The sequence below is a fragment of the Sphingopyxis sp. genome, assembly GCF_050916055.1.
Taxonomy (GTDB): domain Bacteria; phylum Pseudomonadota; class Alphaproteobacteria; order Sphingomonadales; family Sphingomonadaceae; genus Sphingopyxis.
In genome coordinates this window covers 1,003,316-1,024,528 of record NZ_CP051527.1, presented here as the reverse complement: position 1 = coordinate 1,024,528, position 21,213 = coordinate 1,003,316, and the positions used below count along the sequence as shown (strand labels likewise).

At 67.9% G+C, this 21,213-nt stretch carries 19 protein-coding genes and 1 other RNA gene; 10 read left to right on the top strand and 10 right to left on the bottom strand.

What is annotated here, in order from left to right; all coding sequences use genetic code 11:
• The first annotated feature begins 49 nt into the window (after window positions 1-49).
• The gene (locus tag HEQ22_RS05075) at window positions 50-2,071 is read left to right on the top strand and encodes a lytic transglycosylase domain-containing protein (RefSeq protein WP_432770114.1); all 2,022 of its coding nucleotides are present in this window, start codon (window positions 50-52) and stop codon (window positions 2,069-2,071) included.
• Between the two features lie 6 nt (window positions 2,072-2,077).
• Window positions 2,078-2,563 (top strand): transcription elongation factor GreB, encoded by a 486-nt coding sequence (gene greB, locus HEQ22_RS05070; RefSeq protein WP_432770113.1) that lies wholly within the window; start codon window positions 2,078-2,080, stop codon window positions 2,561-2,563.
• Window positions 2,564-2,590: 27 nt separating this feature from the next.
• Here greB and HEQ22_RS05065 read toward each other — a convergent pair whose 3' ends face one another.
• The 9 genes from HEQ22_RS05065 to HEQ22_RS05025 all read right to left on the bottom strand — a co-directional run bounded on the left by HEQ22_RS05065 (window position 2,591) and on the right by HEQ22_RS05025 (window position 10,248).
• Window positions 2,591-2,746: a hypothetical protein gene (locus HEQ22_RS05065; protein ID WP_432770112.1), complete on the bottom strand. Its 156-nt coding sequence runs from the start codon at window positions 2,744-2,746 to the stop codon at window positions 2,591-2,593.
• Window positions 2,747-2,821: 75 nt separating this feature from the next.
• Window positions 2,822-3,214: RNase P RNA component class A (gene rnpB, locus HEQ22_RS05060), an RNA gene on the bottom strand.
• A 222-nt stretch (window positions 3,215-3,436) separates the two neighbouring features.
• Complete coding sequence (locus HEQ22_RS05055; protein ID WP_432770111.1) at window positions 3,437-4,126, bottom strand: N-acetylmuramoyl-L-alanine amidase; 690 nt, start codon at window positions 4,124-4,126, stop codon at window positions 3,437-3,439.
• A 79-nt stretch (window positions 4,127-4,205) separates the two neighbouring features.
• Window positions 4,206-5,063, bottom strand: coding sequence for a CheR family methyltransferase (locus HEQ22_RS05050; RefSeq protein WP_432770110.1), 858 nt, complete (start codon window positions 5,061-5,063; stop codon window positions 4,206-4,208).
• The gene (gene cheB, locus HEQ22_RS05045; protein ID WP_432770109.1) at window positions 5,060-6,169 is read right to left on the bottom strand and encodes a chemotaxis-specific protein-glutamate methyltransferase CheB; all 1,110 of its coding nucleotides are present in this window, start codon (window positions 6,167-6,169) and stop codon (window positions 5,060-5,062) included. The genes HEQ22_RS05050 and cheB overlap by 4 nt, the downstream gene beginning before the upstream one ends.
• Before the next feature lie 10 nt (window positions 6,170-6,179).
• A complete protein-coding gene (locus HEQ22_RS05040) occupies window positions 6,180-6,554 on the bottom strand; it encodes a response regulator (protein ID WP_432770108.1) in 375 nt (124 codons plus the stop codon).
• Between the two features lie 74 nt (window positions 6,555-6,628).
• A complete protein-coding gene (locus tag HEQ22_RS05035; protein ID WP_432770107.1) occupies window positions 6,629-7,066 on the bottom strand; it encodes a chemotaxis protein CheW in 438 nt (145 codons plus the stop codon).
• Window positions 7,063-9,450 (bottom strand): chemotaxis protein CheA, encoded by a 2,388-nt coding sequence (locus HEQ22_RS05030; RefSeq protein WP_432770106.1) that lies wholly within the window; start codon window positions 9,448-9,450, stop codon window positions 7,063-7,065. Before HEQ22_RS05030 ends, HEQ22_RS05035 begins: the two co-directional genes overlap by 4 nt.
• A gap of 144 nt (window positions 9,451-9,594) precedes the next feature.
• Window positions 9,595-10,248 (bottom strand): histidine phosphotransferase family protein, encoded by a 654-nt coding sequence (locus HEQ22_RS05025; RefSeq protein ID WP_432770105.1) that lies wholly within the window; start codon window positions 10,246-10,248, stop codon window positions 9,595-9,597.
• Between the two features lie 225 nt (window positions 10,249-10,473).
• Here HEQ22_RS05025 and HEQ22_RS05020 point away from each other — a divergent pair, with 225 nt between their 5' ends.
• From HEQ22_RS05020 to lexA, 6 genes are all read left to right on the top strand, one after another.
• A complete protein-coding gene (locus HEQ22_RS05020; RefSeq protein ID WP_432770104.1) occupies window positions 10,474-11,427 on the top strand; it encodes an RluA family pseudouridine synthase in 954 nt (317 codons plus the stop codon).
• 83 nt (window positions 11,428-11,510) lie between these two features.
• Window positions 11,511-12,410 (top strand): RNA polymerase sigma factor RpoH, encoded by a 900-nt coding sequence (gene rpoH, locus HEQ22_RS05015; RefSeq protein WP_432770103.1) that lies wholly within the window; start codon window positions 11,511-11,513, stop codon window positions 12,408-12,410.
• Window positions 12,411-12,621: 211 nt separating this feature from the next.
• Window positions 12,622-13,329, top strand: coding sequence for a monofunctional biosynthetic peptidoglycan transglycosylase (gene mtgA / locus HEQ22_RS05010; protein ID WP_432770102.1), 708 nt, complete (start codon window positions 12,622-12,624; stop codon window positions 13,327-13,329).
• A 356-nt stretch (window positions 13,330-13,685) separates the two neighbouring features.
• Window positions 13,686-14,159 carry a cyclic pyranopterin monophosphate synthase MoaC gene (gene moaC / locus HEQ22_RS05005; protein ID WP_432770101.1) on the top strand — a complete coding sequence of 158 codons (474 nt, stop codon included), beginning with the start codon at window positions 13,686-13,688 and terminating at the stop codon, window positions 14,157-14,159.
• Window positions 14,156-15,346, top strand: coding sequence for a molybdopterin molybdotransferase MoeA (locus HEQ22_RS05000; protein ID WP_432770100.1), 1,191 nt, complete (start codon window positions 14,156-14,158; stop codon window positions 15,344-15,346). Before moaC ends, HEQ22_RS05000 begins: the two co-directional genes overlap by 4 nt.
• 66 nt (window positions 15,347-15,412) lie before the next feature.
• Window positions 15,413-16,096 (top strand): transcriptional repressor LexA, encoded by a 684-nt coding sequence (gene lexA / locus HEQ22_RS04995; RefSeq protein WP_432770099.1) that lies wholly within the window; start codon window positions 15,413-15,415, stop codon window positions 16,094-16,096.
• Here the strand turns inward: lexA and HEQ22_RS04990 are convergent.
• Window positions 16,050-18,164 carry a ComEC/Rec2 family competence protein gene (locus HEQ22_RS04990; RefSeq protein ID WP_432770098.1) on the bottom strand — a complete coding sequence of 705 codons (2,115 nt, stop codon included), beginning with the start codon at window positions 18,162-18,164 and terminating at the stop codon, window positions 16,050-16,052. The two genes, lexA and HEQ22_RS04990, sit on opposite strands and share 47 nt — an antisense overlap.
• Before the next feature lie 91 nt (window positions 18,165-18,255).
• Here HEQ22_RS04990 and gltX point away from each other — a divergent pair, with 91 nt between their 5' ends.
• Both gltX and HEQ22_RS04980 read left to right on the top strand, forming a co-directional pair.
• Window positions 18,256-19,734, top strand: a complete 1,479-nt coding sequence (gene gltX, locus HEQ22_RS04985) for a glutamate--tRNA ligase (RefSeq protein ID WP_432770097.1) — start codon at window positions 18,256-18,258, stop codon at window positions 19,732-19,734.
• A 37-nt stretch (window positions 19,735-19,771) separates the two neighbouring features.
• Window positions 19,772-21,058, top strand: a complete 1,287-nt coding sequence (locus HEQ22_RS04980; RefSeq protein WP_432770096.1) for a citrate synthase — start codon at window positions 19,772-19,774, stop codon at window positions 21,056-21,058.
• Window positions 21,059-21,213: the final 155 nt, after the last annotated feature.

Here is a 21,213-nt window from a genome sequence, read left to right as displayed (position 1 = left end):
GGACGCCTATTCAGCGCCCCGCAAGGAGTTTGCCACTAACATGGCCGCCATGACATTGCTGCCCCGTATATCCCGCCTTGCGCTCGCCATCGCGCTCCTTGTCCCCACCGCTGCGCATGCCAGCGAACTCACCCCCGAACAAATGGCGTGGTATCGCGCCCAGATGGGTCTCGCCTCGACCTCGGCCGCGCCGCCCGGATCGACCAGTTCGGTCGGCGACGCGGTGATGGAATGGCGGCGGCTGACCCAGAACAGCGGCGCGTCGTTCGACCAGCTGTCGCGCTTCCTGATCGCCAACAAGGGCTGGCCCGACGCCGACAAGATGCGCGTCCGCGCCGAAAAGTCGATCGCCATCGACAGCTTCGACCCCGCCCGCACCCTCGCCTATTTCGCCGCCTATCCGCCGCAAACGCCCAGCGGCCAGCTGCGCATGGCGCTCGCGCTCAACGCCAGCGGCCGCCGCGACGAAGCCAATGCCGCGGTCCGCCGCGCCTGGACCTCCGGCCCGCTCGACGAGAGCGAGACCAGCCGGGTGCTCGGCCTGTTCCCCGGCGCGCTGACCCTCGCCGATCATGACGCGCGGATGGACCGGCTGCTGTGGTCGAACGCGACCGCCGCCGCCAGCCGCCAGCTTGCCTTCACCTCGCCCGCCAAGCGGGCGGTCTTTGCCGCGCGGCTGGCGATGCGGAGCGCCGCGGTCGACGCCGCGATGCAGGCCGCCGCGGTCGAGGCGGCGAATCCGTCGCTGACCCGCACCGACGCCGGTTACATCACCGCCAAGGCGACCTGGCTGCGCCAGTCCGGCCGCGTCGGCGAAGCGCGGGCGCTGCTCGCCGCCCCGCGCGCGCTCGCCAGCGCGCCGCTCGACACCGAGGAATGGCTCGAGACGTTGCTCACCAACGCGCGCCTCGCCGATTCGGGCGGCGACAAGCTGACCGCCTATAATATCGCGCGGCAGCTGGGCGACGCCTTCCCGCCGGGCACGGTGATCCGCGAAACCCCGCTCGGGGTGCGCGACGACTATACCTCGCTCGCCTGGCTCGCCGGCCAGCTCGCCTTCAAGGATTTGCGCCGCCCCGCCGAGGCAACGCAGCTTTACCGCGCCTATGGCGAGGCCGCGCGCTCGGCGCAAACGCGCACCAAGGGCTTCTATTGGGCCGGGCGCGCCGCGCTGGCGGCAGGCGATGCCGCGGCCGCCAACGCGCACTTCGAGGATGCCGCGCAGCATTACGACCAATTCTATGGCCAGCTGTCGCTCGAACGGCTGAACCGGCCGCAGCCGCGGCCCGTCGCCGCGCCCAGCATCCAGGTCAGCGCTGCCGAGAAATCGTCTTTCGAGGACGACCGTCTGGTCCGCGCCGCGCGCGCGCTCGGCGAAATCGGCGCGTGGCGCGAACAATCGCTGTTCCTGCGCGCGCTGGCGCAAAAGGCGTCGTCGCCGACCGACCATATCCTCGCCGGGCAGCTTTCGTCGGCGATCGGACGCCCCGACCTCGGCGTCATGATCGGCCGCAGCGCGCAGGCGAACAGCCTCGACGCGGTCGAGGTGTCGGGCTTCCCGACCGTCCGCGTTCCCACCGGCCACGAGGGCAACTGGACCTTCATCCACGCGATCACCCGCCAGGAAAGCCAGTTCGATCGCGCCGCGATCAGCCACGCCGGCGCGCGCGGGATGATGCAGCTGATGCCCGGCACCGCGCGCGAAGTCGCGGGCAAGCTTGGCCTCAGCTACGACATGGGCTCGCTGACCACCGACACCAATTACAACATGATGCTGGGGTCGACCTATTTTCAGCAGATGCTGCGCTATTTCGGCGGCAGCTATCCGCTCGCGGTCGCGGCCTACAACGCCGGTCCGGGCAACGTGAACAAGTGGCTGCGCGCCAACGGCGATCCGCGCACCGGATCGATCGATATTCTCGACTGGATCGAGGCGATCCCGATTTTCGAGACCAAGAATTACGTCCAGCGTGTGCTTGAAAACGCCGTCGTCTATGACACGTTGCAGCAGGGCAAGACGCTGCCGCAGGCGCCGCTGAGCTTCTATCTCGGCAAACGCACCCCGGGCTGACGCCCGGTGGCGGGGGAGCAGCGCAGCAACATCATCAGCCCGTCGGGCTTCGCCGCGCTGCGCGCCGAATATGACGCGCTGCTCGGCGACGAGCGCCCGAAGCTGGTCGAGGTGATCAGCTGGGCGGCGGGCAATGGCGACCGCAGCGAGAATGGCGATTATATCTATGGGCGGAAGCGGTTGCGCGAAATCGACCGGCGGCTGAACTTCCTCGCGCGGCGGATGAAGGCGGCGCGCGTCGTCGATCCGGCGGCGCAGCCCGACCGCAGCCGCATCTGGTTCGGCGCGACGGTCGAGTTGGCCGACGATGACGACGCGCGCCGCACCGTCACGCTGGTCGGCGATGACGAGGCGGCGGCGGGTGAAGGCCGGATCGGCTGGAACAGTCCGCTCGCCCGCGCCCTGCGCGGCGCCGCAGTCGGCGACCTGCGAACCGTCCAGCTTCCCGGCGGCGCGAAGGAATGGGAAATCGTCGCGGTCGGCTATCCCTGACCGCTACCTGCAAAATTTGCCTTGGTTTTAGGGCTGGAGCAGCGCCGGGACGATCCAGATCGCCGACAGCACGATCACCACCGCGATCAGCGAAAACGCCAGCACGTACCGGACATTGTGGCCCTTTACGCCGCCGCTCGCTTCTTCGTCGGTCACTTCGACATGGTCATCAACGACTTTCATTTTCGCCTCCCTTGATTTGGTCCGTCTGGAACGCAGGGCAATGACGCGCGGTTCCCCGCCCGGTCGGGGACGGTAAATGCCAGAGGGTCGATAAGCCGGGTTCTGTCCCTCCCCTTGCGGGGGCTGGGCGATCATTCCTCTAGGCCGCCGGTTGCCCGGCGGCTCAAGCAGTCAACCCGGATGGCGAAGCCGGAACCAGCCCTGAGACTGAACTCGTGCCATCCCTATTCGACCTTGCTCCCGGTGGGGTTTGCCGTGCCGCGCCTGTTGCCAGCCGCGCGGTGCGCTCTTACCGCACCCTTTCACCTTTCGCCGGGCCGAAGCCTTGGGCGGTCTGCTCTCTGTGGCACTTTCCCTGACCCCCTTGCGAAGGCCGCCGGACGTTATCCGGCACCGTGGTTTCCGTGGAGCCCGGACTTTCCTCCCCCGGCAGGATACCCCACCGGCGGCGATCGCCTGACCCTCTGGCGGCGCGACTATAGCGCGGTTCGATCGGCATGGCGAGCGCTGGTGCGCGCGACGGCTTTGGCGTGAACTCAAGATAATTCCCCTCCCCTTTAGGGAGGGGTTAGGGGTGGGTTGCGAGCGATAGCGAGCGGCGGAGAATGCCGCCGTTGGCGGCTACCCACCCCCAGCCCCTCCCTGAAGGGAGGGGAGAAGGGTTGTCCGCAAACGCCGGCAACCCGCCGATCAATTCCCCTCGGGCTGCGGCAGCAGCAGCGCGAGCAGGATCGCGCGGCATTCGCCGCAGATGATGCCGTCGATCCGTTCGGGGCGAAAGCGGCGCTGAAAGGCGGCCGTCGCCGCGACACCGTCGGTGACGTCATAGCCGAAGCGTTCGAGCGCGAGCAGGAAGCCGGCGTCGGTCCACAACGGATCGGTCAGCTTCTTGGTCGGGCGCGGCAAGGCGAGACGGCGCCGCGCGAATTCCTCCCATGGAAACAGGTCGCCGGGGTCGAGCTTGCGGACCGGCGCGATGTCCGAATGGCCGACGACATTGCCGCGGGTGATCGCATGGCGATCCTTGATCAGGTGGACGAGGCGGACGACCGAGGCGAGCTGGGGTTCGGGGAACGGGAGATAGCCCCAGTCGTGGCCGGGATTGACGATCTCGATCCCGACGCTCGCCGAATTAATGTCGCTGATCCCGCGCCAGTGCGACCGGCCCGCGTGCCAGGCGCGCTTCTCTTCGGGCACCATGTGGATGATCTGGCCATCCTGGCGGACGACATAATGCGCCGACACCTTGGCTTTGGGATCGGCCAGGCGGTCGATCGCCTCGGCGCCGGTCTTCATTCCGGTATAATGCAGCACGATCATCGAGATGAGCAGCGTGCGCTCGTCGAAATTGGGTGACCAGCGTTCGATAGTATCGCTCATGCGCTTCGACGACCCGTCCTGTGCTTGCCAACCGGTCGATTGGGCCAGCGGCGAATAAAATGCAAGGCAGAGCCTATCGCTAGGCGGCCGCGGCGCGGCGCACCTGCTGGTCGGCAGGCTCGTACAATCCCCGCAACCGCGGGCTGGCGACGAACTGGTCGGTCTGGCCGAGCACCGTTTCGCCCGCACCGAGGACGAGGAAGCTTTGCGGCGCCGCCATCGCGCGCAGCCGCGCAAACGCCTTCTGCCGCATCGGCGCCGAGAAATAGAGCAGCAGGTTGCGGCAAAAGATCAGGTCGGCGGAACTCGCGAGCGGTGGCCGGTCGGTCAGCATGTTCTGGACCGAAAAATCGATCCGGCGGCGCAGGTCGGCCTTGGCCAGCCAGCCGCCCTCGGTCTGGTCGAACCAGCGCACCATGCGCTGCACCGGCAGCCCGCGCTGGATTTCGAACTGGCTGTACAGCCCGACGCGCGCGCGGCTGATCGCATGATAGCTGACGTCGGTGCCGACGATGTCGACCTGCCAGCCCGCCCATTTTTCGCCCTGTTCGGCGATCAGCATCGCCAGCGAATAGGCCTCCTGCCCGGTTGACACGCCGCAATGCCACACCGTGATCCGCCGCCGCGCCGCGTTGATCTCGCGCAATCGCTCCAGCGCGTTGGTCGCGATTTCGTCGAAGACGCTGTGCTCGCGATAGAAAAACGTCTCGTTGTTCAGCATCGCATCGACCGTGTCGTCGAGCAGCTGGCGGCTGTTCGAGGTGACGAGCGCGGCGACCAGCGCGTCGAGGTCGGCGATGCCGTGGCGCTGCATCACCGGTTTCAGCGACATTTCGATGCGCCAGATGCGGTTCGGCGACAGCGTCTGGCCGGTGCGCGATTCGAGCACCCCCATCAGCACGCGATATGCCGATTCACTGGCGGTCCCGCCCATCATTTCTTGTCTCGCCCCGGCAGGAAGCTGCCCAGCATCAGCGCGATCGCGTCGGGATTGAGCGTCGCGGCGGCGATCCCCGCCTTGGCGACCGCGCCGGGCATCCCCCAGATCACGCAGCTTTCGGGCGCCTGGGCAAAGACGGTGCCGCCCGCGGCGCGCAGGCGCGCAGCGCCGCTCGCCCCGTCGCGGCCCATGCCGCTGAGCACCACCGCGACCGCGCCGCTGCCATAGGCCTCGGCCACCGAAGCGAACATCGGGTCGGCAGAGGGGCAGCAGCCATTCTCGACCGGGTGGCGGTCGAGCGCGATTTCGCGGCGGCGGCCGCTCGCGACGACGCGCAGATGCGCATCGCCGGGCGCGAGATAGATATGCCCGCGCTCGACCGCCATGCCCGCCGCCGCGACCTGAACGCGGCGCGCGGTCATCGTCGCGATCTGGCGCGCGTAAAATTCCATGAAGGCGTCGGGCAGGTGCTGGGTCAGCACGATCGGCGCGGTGATGCGCGGGTCGAGGTTGGCGAGGAAGGTCGAAAAGGCGGGGATGCCGCCGGTCGATGCCGCGACCGCGATGCATTCGAGCGGCTGGTCGGCGGGAATCGCGACCGGCGCGGCGGGCTGGGCCGAACGCTGCGTCGCGCGCGCCGCCACCGGCAGCATCGGCTGGCTGCCCAGCATCATGATGCGTTCGGTCAGCACCTCGGAAAAGCGTCCCGAAAAACTGCCGCGGCCGGGTTTTGCGAGCGTGTCGCTGGCGCCGAGCGCGAGCGCCTCGATCGCCGCGGGGCCACCTTCGACGCAGTTCGACGACAGGATCAGCACGCGGGCATTTTCGGCGCGCGCCAGGATGTGCGGCAGCGCATCGATGCCGTTCATCCCCGGCATTTCGATGTCGAGCACGACGACATCGACGGGTTCGCAGGAAAGATAGGCGAGCGCATCGTGCGCCGAGGCGACCGATGCACAGATTTTCAGGCCTGCCTGCTGATCGACGATCCGCTCGAGAATGCTGCGCACGACCAGGCTGTCGTCGACGAGCATGACGCGCACGGTGCGCGCGGCGGGAACCTCGGCGGCGTCGTTCGAAATCCTGGGTTGCGGCTGTCCCACGGCGGCGGCCTCAGGCGACGCCGACGAGCTGGAGCTTTCCTTCGAGCGTTTCGCGGTCGAACGGCTTCATCACATATTCGTCGGCCCCCGCCTCGATCGCCGCGCGGATATGATCGATGCTGTTTTCGGTCGTGCAAAAGACGACGCGCGGGCGCTCGTCGCGCCCGTAATCGAGGTCGTTGAAGGCGCCCAGAAACTCCATCCCGCTCATCACCGGCATGTTCCAGTCGAGCAGGATCACGTCGGGACGGTTGGCGCGGCAAAAGGTCAGCGCCTCCAACCCGTCGGCGGCCTCGTCGACCGCAAAGGACATGCTTTCAAGGATATGGCGCGCGACCTTGCGGATGACTTTGCTGTCATCGACGACCAGACAGGATTTCGACATTCTTTACCTCCGACCCCTTCGGGATGATGCCATGTTACGGCGAAGGGGTGTCCAGCCCGTTAATAAAATGCCGGTCAGGCGGCTTTCTGAACGGGCAGCGTGATGAAATGCGCCGGGTCGACGACCAGCAGCGAGGCGCCCTCATGCTCGATCATTCCTTCGGCGACGCGCGCCCAGCCGGGCAGCAGCCTGCCCGCGACGCGCGTTTCGGGCGCTTCGATGAAACAGACATCCTCGATCGCGTCGGCGAGCAGCGCATAGCCGTGATCGGCGACGTCGACGACGATGACGCGCTGGCCGGGCGCCGCCGGGACGGGGGGGAGGCCGATTACGACGTGCGGGTCGATCAGCGTGAAGACGCGGCTGCGCAGCGCGAACAGCCCCGCGACGTGCGGCGGCGCGGCGGGGACTTCGACCGGGATGCCGACGGTCACCACCGAATTGATCGCACGGCTGCGCAGCGCGACGCGGGTGTCGGCGATCCGCGCGATCAGATAGAGCTTTTCCATCATAGCGACGTCCCTCCGACGCGGTTTTGGAGCGCCGCGAGCAGCCCGTCACGGTCGTACCGATAGACGCTGTCATCGTCGGGGCCCGCCGCGGCAGCAGCCGTGCGCAACCGGATGACCGGCACCTTGCCCGCGCCGTCGGCGCATTCGCCGCCCTCGCCCGCTAGGCAGAGCAGCACGTCGGGGGCTTCGTCGCCGGCGGCATCCGCCGCGGCGACGCGGTAGCCCGCGCTGCGCAGGATCGGCGCCAGGAAATTGTCGCCCCAGCCGTCGTGATCGTCGGCGAGGCGGCAGAGCGGCTGGCGCGCCGTCGAAGTCGGGACGCGCGCCACCTGTTGTTCCATCAGCCAGAAGGGATCGATCAGCTCGACCGGCTCGCCGCCGACCAGCACCACGCCGGCGATCAGCCCTGGCGCCGCCGCCGGCTGGGCCGCATCGGGCAGCCGGACGATGTCGATCACCGCGGCGATCGGGTAACAGAGCACGGCATGGCCGTCGTGCAGGCGCAGCAGCTTCACGGCCCCCTCGCCGCCGGGCAGCGCGGCTGCGTGAACCGGGAAAATCTCGTCGCCGATCTGGGCCCGGATCGCGCCGCCGCTTTCGAACAGCGCGCGTGCCGGTACCTCCTCGACCCGCTCGATCACCGACAGGCGAATGCCGCGGACGCGGTCGTTGGTGTCGCGGAACAGCAGCAGCTGCGCCGCGCCGCGCGCCGACACCGCTTCGGCATCGGCGGCCGACCGGTCGTCGGCGCGCCCGGCTTCGGACGCGTCGATCGCCGCGGCGGCCATCATCCCCTGGACGTCGAGCAGCAGCACCGGGCGCCCGTTGTCGGGCAGCGTCGTGCCGGCATAAAGCCCCGTCGCCATGATCATCGGCGCCGCGGGCTTGATCACCAGTTCCTCATGGTCGTGGATCGCCGCGACGCTCAGCGCATAGCTTTGCCCCTGCCCCGGCCGCACGATGACGAGCGCGCGATCCTCGGCATCGTCGCCGTCGTCGCGTTCGCGCCCGAGCACCGTTTCGAGCCGCAGCAGCGGATATTGTGCGCCGCGCACCGTCGCCAGCTCGCCGCCGCCGACGCGGTCGATGCGGACGCTGTCGCTGGTTTCCAGCAGGATTTCGCGCACCGCGCCGCGCGGGATGGCGAAATATTGCCCCGCCGCGCGCACCATCAGGCCGGAGATGATGGTCAGCGTCATCGGGACGCGGAGCAGGATGGTGAGCCCGCGGCCTTCGTCGTTGCGCAGTTCGACGATGCCGCCGATCTTTTCGAGGTTCGATTTGACGATGTCCATGCCGACGCCGCGGCCCGACACCGCGGTGACCGTCGACGCGGTCGAAAAGCCGGGGCGAAACACCAGGTCCAGCTTTTCGCGCGCGCCCATCGCGCGCGCCTCGGTTGCGGTGACGATGCGCGCCGCGATCGCCTTGGCGACCAGCGCGTCGGCCGACAGGCCGCGGCCGTCGTCGCGCACCGCAATCTCGATCTGGTTCCCCGACTGGCGCGCCGATACCGATATCGTCGCGGTGATCCCCTTGCCCGCCGCGACGCGCTCGTCGAGCGGCTCGATCCCGTGGTCGATCGCGTTGCGGACGATGTGGATCAGCGGGTCGCGGATATTCTCCATCATCTCGCGGTCGAGCTCGACCTCGCCGCCACTGGTGGTGAAACTGACCTTCTTGCCCATGTCCTGCGCCAGGTCGCGGACGATCCGCGGCAAGGGCGAAAACAGCTTGTCGATTCGCTGCATCCGCATCTGGCTGACCGACTGGCGCATTCCGGCGATCGAATCCGACAGCCGGTCGAACGAGGCGATCACCGCCGCGTCGGCGCCCGATTCGCGCAGCATCCGGGCGAATTCGTTGCGCGCGAGGACGATGTCGGTGACCCCCGTCATCACGCTGTCGAGCAGCGGCAGCGGGACGCGGATCGAACGCCAGTTGGCAAGGTCGGCGTGAGCATCGTCGTCGCGGCGCAGCTGCACCCCGGCGACTTCGACCGCCGCCGGCTCGGCGTCGAAGATCGCGAGCGCATCGATGACATCGCCATCCTCGCCCGCCGGTTCGGCGCCGTTGCTGCCCAGTACGGCGCAGAGCATGGTCAGCCGGTCGAGGATCGCAAGCACGGCGGTGACGAGCGCCGCATCGGCGGTGCGCTGGCCGCGCCGCACCTGGTCGAGCGCGTCTTCGGCGGCGTGCGCCAGCGCGGTAACGCGCGGCAGCGCCAGAAAGCCCGAGCCGCCCTTGATCGTGTGGACGAGCCGGAAAATCGCGTCGAGCCGCTCGCGGTCGGCAGGCTCCGCCTCCCACGCGACCAGCGCCCCGCCGGCTTCGGAAAGGATTTCCGCCGTTTCGGCCAGAAAGTCGTTCAGCAGATCGTCCATCGCGGTACCGGTGCGCCCCAGAAACTTGAGGCTGCACCATGGCCGACAATGGTTAATGGAGGGTTCGTTTATCGGCCACCGCGAAGCAAAATCGCGCCTTCAGGGGCCTCGCCAAGTTTAACGGACGCAGACGCGCAGCGAACGTCAGCGCCCGCGCAGCACCGCGCCGACGAGCAGCGAGGTCGCGGTTTCGCGCGCCAGCATTACCGTCCCGCCGCTCTGCCGCGCGACCGCCTGCACCAGCACCGCGGGCGCGGTGCGCGAGGTCATCGCGCTCGCCCCCTCGCCCTCGGCGAGGATGCGTTCGACGTCGGCGTCGAGGAAGATGCGGTCGGCCTCGACGTGCAGCGCGATTTCGACCCCGCCGCCCTGTTCGGCGCCCTGGCTTTCGCATCCGATATCGAGCCGGCCGCCGCGGACCAGCGCATCGACCAGCAGCAGCGACAGGTTGAGGATGATCTTGACCGCCGGCTTGGGTAGCGGCTCGCTGCCGATCATCCAGTTCAGGTCGATCGCGCGGTCGCCGATGATCCCCTGGATCGCCGATTTGGCTTCGTCGGCGGGCACCAGCTCGCCGAAACCGCCCGCCGAACCAAAGGCAAGGCGAAAGAATTTCAGCTTGTTGGCCGACGTCCTTGCGCTCTGTTCGAGCAGGTCGATGCAGCGTGCGCGCATCTCGGGGTCTTTTTCGTCGGCGAGCAGTTCCAGCCCGTTGGCAAAGGCGCCGACCGGGCTCAGCAGATCGTGGCACAGCCGCGAGGCCAGCATGGAGGCGAAATCGACGCGATCGTCGGACATGGATGATATGGCTCCCCGCAGACCGGACGTTTCCGGCTCGCGCCTGCTCCCTAAGGCACGGACTCTGGCTAGACAAGCGCGTTCCCCCCATTCCGTTCGCATCGGGCGAAGTCGAGATGCCGATCGGCGATGCGTGTCTTCACGGTGTCTCGAATTCGCTCGACACGAACGGAACGGAGGGAGCCGTATCTTGAAATCTGGCGTGCCAGAACCACATCGGATTCGATGCAGGGGGATGAAGTCTTGACCGTGGCGCTCGCCGACAGCGCGGCCGGATTGCGGCTCGACCGGGCGCTGGCCGAAGCGCTCCCCAACCTGTCGCGCGAACGCGTCAAAACGCTGATCAAGGGCGGGCGCGTCGCCGATGCCAGCGGCGCGATCCTGTGGGATCCGTCGGCCAAGGCTGCGGCATCCGCGACGATCGCGGTCCGCCTGCCCGCGCCCACCCCTGCCCACAATGTCGCGCAGGATATGGCGCTGGTCATCGCCTTCGAGGATGAGCATCTGATCGTCGTCGACAAGCCCGCGGGCATGGTGGTGCATCCGGCTGCGGGCAATTTCGACGGCACGATGGTCAACGCGCTGCTCCACCATTGCGCCGGGCAATTGTCGGGGATCGGCGGCGTCGCGCGGCCGGGGATCGTCCACCGCATCGACAAGGATACCAGCGGGCTGATCGTCGCCGCCAAACACGACAAGGCGCATGAGGGGCTGGCGAAACAATTCGCCGCACACAGCATCGACCGCCGCTATCTCGCGATCGCCAGCGGCAGGCCTATCCCGCCCAGCGGCACGGTCGAGGCGGCGCTCGGCCGGTCGAGCGCCAATCGCAAGAAGATGGCGGTCGTCGCCGAAGGCCGCGGCAAACATGCGATCACCCATTATCGCACTCTCGAGGCGCTCCGCGGCGCGGCGCTGGTCGAATGCCGGCTCGAGACCGGGCGCACCCATCAGGTCCGCGTCCATATGGCGCATATCGGCCATCCGCTCGTCGGCGATCCGGTCTATGGGCGGGTCAAAAAGCCGCTGTCAGAGGTGCTGAAGGCGCAAGGATTTGCGCGGCAGGCATTGCACGCGGCCCATTTGGGCTTTATTCATCCGCTGACCGGTAACAACATCGCGCTCGACAGCGAACTACCCCCCGACATGCGGGAACTGATCGACCAATTGCGCGTTTAAGTTTCGAATGAAAATCTATCTCGACCGCCGGCGCCAACCGCGGCATATTCAGGCTCACGATATCAAAGGGAAGACGCTCTCCAATGGCTAAAAGCAATGTTCCTGCCACGGTGCCAGCGCTTGGCGGCGAAGCCAGCCTGAACCGCTATCTGTCGGAAATCCGCAAATTCCCGCTGCTCACCCCCGAGCAGGAATATATGCTCGCCAAACGCTTTCAGGAGCATGGCGACAATGAGGCGGCGGCGCAGCTCGTCACCTCGCACCTGCGCCTCGTTGCGAAAATCGCGATGGGTTACCGCGGCTATGGCCTGCCGGTCAGCGAGCTGATCAGCGAAGGCAATATCGGTTTGATGCAGGGGGTGAAGAAATTCGACCCCGAACGCGGCTTCCGCCTCGCCACCTATGCGATGTGGTGGATTCGCGCCTCGATCCAGGAATTCATCCTGCGCTCGTGGAGCCTCGTCAAAATGGGCACCACCGCGGCGCAGAAAAAGCTGTTCTTCAACCTCCGCCGGATGAAGAACCAGCTCGAAGCGTTCGAGGATGGCGACCTGACCCCCGAACATCTGACCAAGATCGCGACCGACCTTGGTGTCACCGAGGACGAGGTCACCAGCATGAACCGCCGCATGGCGATGGGCGGCGACACCTCGCTGAACGTCCCGATGGGCGAGGATGGCGACAGCCAGTGGCAGGACCTGCTCGGCGACGAAGGCCCGCTGCAGGACGAGCGGGTGGCCGAAGCGCAGGAACGCGACGTGCGCCACGACCTGCTGACCGAAGCGCTCGAAACGCTGGGCGAGCGCGAACGCCATATCCTGACCGAACGCCGCCTGACCGACGACCCCAAGACGCTCGAGGATCTGAGCCAGGTCTATGACGTCAGCCGCGAACGCGTCCGCCAGATCGAGGTGCGCGCCTTCGAAAAGCTGCAAAAGGCGATGCTCAAGCTCGCCGGCGAACGGCGCCTGATCGGGGCGTAAGGGCACCCGCAATCTCGTCATTGCGAGCGAAGCGGGCCGAAGGCGGCCGTAGGCCTACGAATCCAGAGCGGTTACCGCCACCTCTGGATTGCCGCGTCGCTTCGCTCCTCGCAATGACGCAATGGAGGGCATCAGCTGACGATGCAGGGATGACGCCAATTTATCCGCCATCGCCGCTTGCCTCGCCCGGACGAGCGGCTAGTTTGCGCGCATGTCGACAAAAGCCCGCGCGAAAAAGCGTCAACTCCCCTGGTATCTGCGGCCGCTGAAATGGCTCTTGTGGTTCATGGCCGTCTCGGTGCTGTGGGTGCTGCTCTATGCCGTCGTGCCGCCGCCGGTCACCGTCACCATGCTCGCCGACGGCAACGGCATCACCAAGGACTGGACGGGCCTGTCCGGCATCGACCGCAATATGGTGCGCGCGGTGATCGCCGCCGAGGACGGCAAATTCTGCAGCCATGACGGCTTCGACACCGCAGCGATCGAACAGGCGATCGAGCGCAACGCCAGCGGCAAGCGGCTGCGCGGCGGTTCGACGATCAGCCAGCAGACCGCGAAGAATGTCTTCCTGTGGCAGGGCAGCGGCTGGACGCGCTACGTCCGCAAGGTGCCCGAGGTGTGGTTCACCTTCCTGATCGAGACGATCTGGGGCAAGCGGCGGATCATGGAAGTGTACCTCAACGTCGCCGAGACCGGGATCGGCACCTATGGCGTCGAGGCCGGGGCGCAGCGCTATTTCAAGCATGGCGCGGGCAAACTGACCCCCGCCGAAGCCGCGCGCATCGCCGCGATCCTGCCGCTCCCCAAAAAGCGCGCCGCGATCAGCCCCTCGGGCTTTACCCGCCGCTACGGCAACACGATCCGCGCCCGCATCGGCGTGGTCCGGCGTGATGGGCTGGATGCGTGCATATATAGTTGAGTGCTAGCGGGATGATGACACCTTTGGGGTTGGGGGCTACCATATCCAACCCCTCCTCTTCAGAGGAGGGGCAGTGAGACTTGGTCCGGCGCAGCCGGGCCTTTAGTCGAGCGGGGTGGTGGCCGAAGGCGCACGCCCAGCCTCAAGCACCACCCCGCTGCGACTAACGAACAAGTTCGTAAGTCTCGCTACCCCTCGTCTGAAGAGGAGGGGCTTTCACCGCAACGCCGATCGCTCCCTCTCAACGAACTCTGCGAACTCTGCGCGAAATCTTTGCAGCCTCTGCATGAGCCACCTGCCCTTACCCCCCGCATCTCCGCTTGCCTTTCGCCGCCCCGCTTGCTTGGCTCGCGGGCATGACCGACAGACCGACTCATCTCGACGACAGCGGCGCCGCGCATATGGTCGACGTCGGCGCCAAGCCCGCGACGATGCGGCGGGCGGTCGCCGGCGGGCGCATCACCATGGCGGCGGGCGCGCTCGATGCGATCCGCGCCGGCAACGCGCCGAAGGGCGACGTGCTGTCGACCGCGCGCATCGCCGGGATCATGGCCGCCAAGCGCACCGCCGACCTGATCCCGCTTTGCCATCCGCTGGCGCTGACCAGCGTCAGCGTCGACTTCACATGGGAAAGCGGCGGCATCGCGGTCACCGCGACCGCCGCGACCAGCGGCCCGACCGGGGTCGAAATGGAGGCGCTGACCGCCGCGTCGGTCGCGCTGCTCACCCTCTATGACATGGCCAAGGCGCTCGACCGCGCGATGGTCCTCGGCGACATCCGCCTGATCGAGAAGAGCGGCGGGCGCTCGGGCGACTGGCGCGCCGAATGAGCGACCTGTTGCCGGTCGATGCGGCGCAGGCCCGCCTGCTCGCGCTCCGCGACCCGCTGCCGCCCGAACATGTCGCTTTTGCCGATAGTCTCGGCCGCTATCTGGCGCGCGACGTCGCCGCGTTGCGCGACCAGCCCGCGGCGCGGCTGTCGGCGATGGACGGTTATGCGATCCGCTTCGCCGACCTGCCCGGGCCATGGACGATCGCCGGCGAAATCGCCGCCGGCGCGCCGCCCTCCCGCGCGCTCGCGGCTGGCGAGGCGATGCGGATCTTCACCGGCGCGATGCTGCCCGAGGGCGCCGATACCGTCGTCGTGCAGGAGGATGTCGCCGCCGACGGCCCGGCTTTGCCCCTCACCGGCGACGGCCCCGCGAGCCGCGGTGCGCATATCCGCGGCCGCGCCAGCGATTTTGCCGCCGGCACGGCGCTGCTCGCCGCCGGCAGCCGCGTGACCCCGGGCGCGATCGCGACGGCGATCATGGGCGGCGCGGCGCAGCTTAGCGTCGGCGCGCGCCCGCGCGTCGCGATCCTCACCACCGGCGACGAACTCGTCCCGCCGGGACGCCCGCTCGCCGCCGGGCAGATCCCCGACAGCAATGGCGCGATGCTCGCCGCGATGGTCGCGGCCGACCCCGCCATCGTCACCCTGCCGCTCCACATCCGCGACGACCGCGCCGTCCTTGCCCGAACCCTTGAGGAACTGGCGCGACGGCACGACGTCATCGTCACCATCGGCGGCGCCTCGGTCGGCGATCACGACCATGTCCGCGGCGCCTTGACGGACGCCGGGGGGCGGATCGATTTCTGGAAGATCGCGATGCGCCCCGGCAAACCGCTGATCGCCGGGACGATCGGCGACGCGCTGCTCGTCGGTCTGCCCGGCAATCCCGCGTCGGCCTTCGTCACCGCGACGCTGTTCCTGCTCCCGCTCGTCCGCCATCTTGCCGGCGCGACCGCACCCTTGCCGCACCACCGTCAGGCAGCGCTCGCCGCCCCGCTCGGCGCCGGCGGCGCGCGGCGCGACTATCTGCGCGCGCGGCTCGAGGGCGGAGCGCTCCATATCGGCGCGAATCAGGACAGCGGCCGGACGCTGACGCTCGCCGACGCGAATGCGCTCGCTATCCGCGAAATCGGTGCCGCGCCGCGTGCTGCGGGCGATATGATCGATTACATCGACATCGCTTGACAAGTTCCGCTCTGTTCCACTATCGTTCTCATTATGTCCGGTTGTGGCCCTGACGGAGATTGATCGATGTTGACCGCCAAGCAGCATGAACTGCTTCATTTCATTCAGCAAAAACTCGACGCGAGCGGCATTTCGCCATCGTTCGAAGAGATGAAGGAAGCGCTCGGGCTCAAATCGAAGTCGGGCATCCACCGCTTGATCAGCGCTTTGGAAGAACGCGGCTTCCTCCGCCGCCTGCCCAACCGCGCGCGCGCGCTCGAGGTGGTCAAACTGCCCGAGGGCGGCAAGGCCGCGGTGCGCAATGATAACGACAATATCGTCCCGCTGCGCAAGCCGGCGCCGGCGATGCGGCCGATCGCCGCCAACGACATCGTCGAGGTGCCGCTGCACGGCAAGATCGCCGCCGGCGTGCCGATCGAGGCGTTCGAGGATCACAACAATCTCGCGGTGCCCGCCGCGCTGCTCGGCGCGGGCGAACATTATGCGCTCGAAGTATCGGGCGATTCGATGGTCGAGGCGGGCATTTTCGACGGCGATTATGCGCTGATCCAGAAAGCCAGCACCGCGCGCGAAGGCGACATCGTCGTGGCGCTCGTCGACGGGCAAGATGCGACGCTCAAATATTTCCGCCGCGAGGGCAAGATGATCCGCCTCGACCCCGCGAACAGCGCTTACGAACCGCAGCGCTACCCCGCCGACCGCGTCATCGTCCAGGGACGCCTGTCGGGATTGCTTCGTCGTTACCACTAAGCTGCTCGGGGCGCCGCCACGGATGGCCGTCGCCCCGGCGTAGCGCGGTGACGGCGCGCGGGCGGTCCTTCAGATATAGCGCGATGCCGCCGCTTTCGGCCAGGCTGTCGCGATCGATCGTCAACCAGCGCGCGGAGCATTCGTGCGGCAGCCAGCGATCGCTGATCACGACATCGGCCGCGGCGCACGCCGCCGCCATATCGGTTCCCTCGATCCGGTCGCGCCCCCGCGACGCCAGCACGACGCGCCCGTCCTGCGTCCAGCGGCAGAAATCGCGGTTGCATTCGACATGCGCCAGATCGGCGAACGCCGCCAGCGGGGTGTCGATCCCCGCGGCTTCGGCCATCGTGTCGCGCACATAATCGCCAGCGCGGGCGCGCAGCAGCGCATAATTTCCGTCGGGCAGCGCGGCGGCGATATGTTTGCCGTCGCCGGTCACCAGCACATCGGGGCGCGGTTGCGCCAGCAAGGTCGCCATGCCGACGGCCAGCGGCACCACCCCGGCGCGCCGCCAGCTCGTCTTCCACAGCAGGATCCACAGCCCGCCGATCATCGCGACCGCAAAACCCCACGGCGGAAACACCGGCAGCGTCGCGACCGCGCCGGGCGCCGCCGCGACCCAATGCGCGAGCGCGATCAGCGCCTTGAGCGCCGCTTCGGCCGCCCACCAGAAGGGCGCGCCCAGCCCGACGCTGTCGAACAACAGCGCCAGCGCCTCGGCGGGCATGATGACGAAGGTGGTCAGCGGGATCGCGACGACGTTGGCCAGCGCGCCATAAAGCCCCGCCTTGTGGAAATGGAACAGCGCGATCGGCGCCAGCGCCGCCTCGACCGCCAGTCCGGTCAGGATCAAGCCGCCGACGCCGCGGCCAAAGCGGAAAATCCACGGTTCGGCGCGCCGCGCCATATACGCGCGCATCCACCGGCTTTCGTGCAGCGCGACGATCGCGGTGACCGCCGCGAAGCTCAGCTGGAAACTCGGTCCAGCAAGCGCCTCGGGCCGCCACAGCATCACCAGCAACGCCCCCGCCGCGACCAGCCGCAGCGTCAGCGCCTCGCGCCCGAGCAGGAAGGCGAGCAGCACCAGCAGCGAGGCGATGAACGAGCGGAGCGTCGGCACCTCGGCCCCGGCAAGCAACGTGTAGCCGCCCCCGACCAGCGCCGCCGCCGCGGCGGCGAGCGGCAGCACCCACCCGCGCAGCGCCAGCCGCCAGCTGAGCGCGAGCAGCCGCATCGCGAGCAACATCGTGAAGCCGACCACCGCGGTGACGTGCAGCCCGCTGATCGACAGCAGATGCGCCAGCCCGCTGCGCCGCATCGCCTCGTCGTCGGCCTCGCTGATCGCGCCGCGGTCGCCGGTGACCAACGCGGCGGCCACCCCGCCCGCCGACCCGTCGACCTGGCCATGAATATGGCGGGTCAGGCGCGTGCGTAGCGGTGCCGGCGCCTGTCCGGCGCCGGGCACGCGCGCAATGTCGCCAATCACCGTGCCGACCGCGCCCAACCGGTCGAACCACGCCCGCTGGGCAAAATCATAGCCGCCGGGCAGGCTCGCGGTCGGCGGCGGCATCAACCGCGCGCGCACCCCGATCCGCTCGCCCGGCAGCACCGCCCCCGCCTGTGCCTCGGTGGCGGTAGCGCGCAGCCGCGGCGGTAGGTCGGGCCGCGCCTGCGGGTGCAGGATCAGGCGAACCTGCCCGCGCGCCGGCAAGGCATCGACGCGCTCAACCTCGGCCGAAAAACTGGTGGTAACGGGGTTCGCAAGCACCGGCGCCGCCACCCACAGCGCGCGCCCCCAGATCAGCAGCATCCCCGCCGCGGCGACACCGCAACCGATGGCGACCGTCCGTCCGGACCAGCGTTGCCACCCGATCAGCAGGCCGGCGAGCGCGCCTGCGCAGAGCGCCAGCAGCGCCCCGATCCAGTGCGCCGCGCTCGGCAGCGCCAGCCACAGCGCGATGCCCGCGCCCAGCGCGACCGGCAGCCACAGCGCAATCCGCTCGCGCTCCGCCTCCAGCCGCGCCTCGATCGCGTCGCCCAGCCGGCGCCAGCCGCCGGCCGGGCGCACGGCAATGGGCGTTTGAAGCTGCCTTGTCGCCATGCTAGGGGCACCCCCGTCCCCGCTCAGAACAGCGGCAAGGTGAGTGAAAGAGGCGTTGGTGGCAACCGAAAATCAGACACATTCGACCGAAGCGACGCCCGAAGCGAGTGGCGAGGCGAGCGGCACCGCCGTGGTGACGCGCTTCGCCCCGTCGCCGACCGGCTATCTGCACATCGGCGGCGCCCGCACCGCGCTGTTCAACTGGCTGTTCGCACGCCACCATGGCGGCAAATTCCTGCTGCGAATCGAAGATACCGACCGCGCTCGCTCGACCGACGCCGCGATCGACGCGATCATCGACGGGATGAGCTGGCTCGACCTCGACTGGGACGGCGAGACCGTGTTCCAGTTCGCCCGCGCCCCGCGCCATGCCGAGGTCGCGCACGAGCTGCTCGCGAAAGGCGAAGCCTATCGCTGCTATCTGACCCAGGACGAACTCGCCGCGATGCGCGCCGAGGCGCAGGAAAAGCGCCAGCCGTTCCGCGTCCGCAGCCCCTGGCGCGACCGTAACGACGGCGATCCTGCCGCGCCGCACGTCCTGCGCCTGCGCGCGCCGCAGGACGGCGCCGCGACGATCGCCGACAAGGTCCAGGGCGAGGTCACCGTCCAGAACGCCGAACTCGACGACTTCGTCCTGCTGCGCAGCGACGGCACCCCCACCTATATGCTCAGCGTCGTCGTCGACGACAACGACATGGGCGTGACCCACGTCATCCGCGGCGACGACCATCTCAACAACGCCTTCCGCCAGCTCGCGCTCATCCGCTCGATGAACTGGCGTCAGCCGGTTTATGCGCATGTCCCGCTGATCCACGGCGCGGACGGTGCCAAGCTGTCGAAACGCCACGGCGCGCTCGGCGTCGATGCCTATCGCGACGAGATGGGGTATCTTCCCGAAGCGGTGAACAATTATCTCCTCCGCCTCGGCTGGGGCCATGGCGACGACGAGATCATCAGCCGCGCCCAGGCAACCGAATGGTTCGACCTCGCCCATGTCGGCCGCTCGCCCTCGCGCTTCGATTTCAAGAAGCTGGAAAATCTCAACGGCCATTATCTGCGCGAGGCCGACGATGCGCGGCTGGCGGCGCTCGCCCTGCCGCGCGTCGAAACGCTCGCCGGGCGCGCTTTGAGCGACGCCGAACGCGACGTGCTGACCCGCGCGATGGACTCGCTCAAACCCCGCGCCAAGACGCTCGACGAAATCGCCGACGGCGCGATGTTCCTGTTTCAAACCGATCCGTTGCCAGTGGACGAAAAGGCCGCCGAAGTGCTAAAGGCTGCGCCCGAAGGCTTGCTGGCCGCGGTGACGCAGCGGCTGCGCGGGTTGAACCAGTGGACGACGGAAGAGCTCGACGCCGCCGTGCGGGCCGAGGCCGAAGCCGCCGAACTGGGACTCGGCAAACTGGCCAGTCCGCTCCGCGCGGCGCTCACCGGCCGCACCGTCTCCCCGGGAATTTTCGACGTGCTGCTGCTGCTCGGGCGCGAAACCAGCCTGGCGCGACTTGACGCAGCGCAACATTATCCGGCAGGGGCGTAGCCACTCTCTCGCCCGCCGTCAGAACAGGGGAAAAGCCATGACCGACCAGACCGCAAAAATCACCCTGGGCGACACCAGCGTCGACAGCCCGGTGCTGAAGGGCACCGTCGGCCCCGACGTCATCGACATCCGCAAACTCTATGCGCAGACCGGCGCCTTCACCTACGATCCCGGCTTCACCTCGACCGCGAGCTGCGATTCCAGCCTGACGTATATCGACGGCGACGAAGGCGTGCTGCTCCACCGCGGCTATGCGATCGGCGAACTCGCCGAACATTCGACCTTCATGGAAGTCGCCTATCTGCTGCTCAACGGCGAATTGCCGAGCGGCGACGAACTCGCGACCTTCGACCACACGATCACCCGCCACACGATGCTGCACGAACAGCTCGCGACCTTCTATCGCGGCTTTCGGCGCGACGCGCACCCGATGGCGATCATGTGCGGTGTCGTCGGCGCCTTGAGCGCTTTCTATCACGACTCGACCGAGATTCACGACCCGCACCAGCGCATGATCGCCAGCCACCGGCTGATCGCGAAAATGCCGACGATCGCCGCGATGGCGTATAAATATTCGGTCGGCCAGCCGTTCGTCTATCCCGACAATTCACTGAGCTACACCGGCAATTTCCTGCGCATGACCTTCGGCGTTCCGGCCGAGGAATATGTCGTCAATCCGGTCGTCGAGCGCGCGCTCGACCGCATCTTCATCCTCCACGCCGATCACGAGCAGAACGCGTCGACCTCGACCGTCCGCCTCGCCGGCTCGTCGGGCGCCAATCCCTTCGCGTGCATCGCCGCGGGCATCGCCTGCCTGTGGGGCCCGGCGCACGGCGGCGCGAACGAGGCCGCGCTCAACATGCTGCGCGAAATCGGCCGCCCCGAACGCATCCCCGAATATATCGCGCGCGCCAAGGACAAGGACGATCCGTTCCGCCTGATGGGTTTCGGCCACCGCGTCTATAAAAACTACGATCCGCGCGCGACCGTGATGCAGAAGACGGTGCGCGAAGTGTTCGAGGCGCTGAAGGTCACCGACCCCGTGTTCGAGGTGGCGTTGCAGCTTGAGGAAATGGCGCTCAACGACCCCTATTTCATCGAGAAGAAGCTGTTTCCGAACGTCGATTTCTATTCGGGCGTGATCCTGTCGGCGATCGGTTTCCCGACGACGATGTTCACCGCGCTGTTCGCCCTCGCCCGCACCGTCGGCTGGGTCGCGCAGTGGAACGAAATGATCTCCGACCCCGCCCAGAAAATCGGCCGCCCGCGCCAGCTCTACACCGGGCCGACCGAACGCCCCTATGTCGCGGTGGACAAGCGGTAGGACGATTCGCGCGGACGCATAGGAAGGGGTCGCGATTGCGGCCCCTTTTTTTGTCGGTAACTGGCGGTAACGAAATGACGAATGGCGGGTCTAGGGGTAGGAAACCGACGTTTCATGACCTTGCGCGGTCAGGTCAACAACCGGTCGTCAACGCC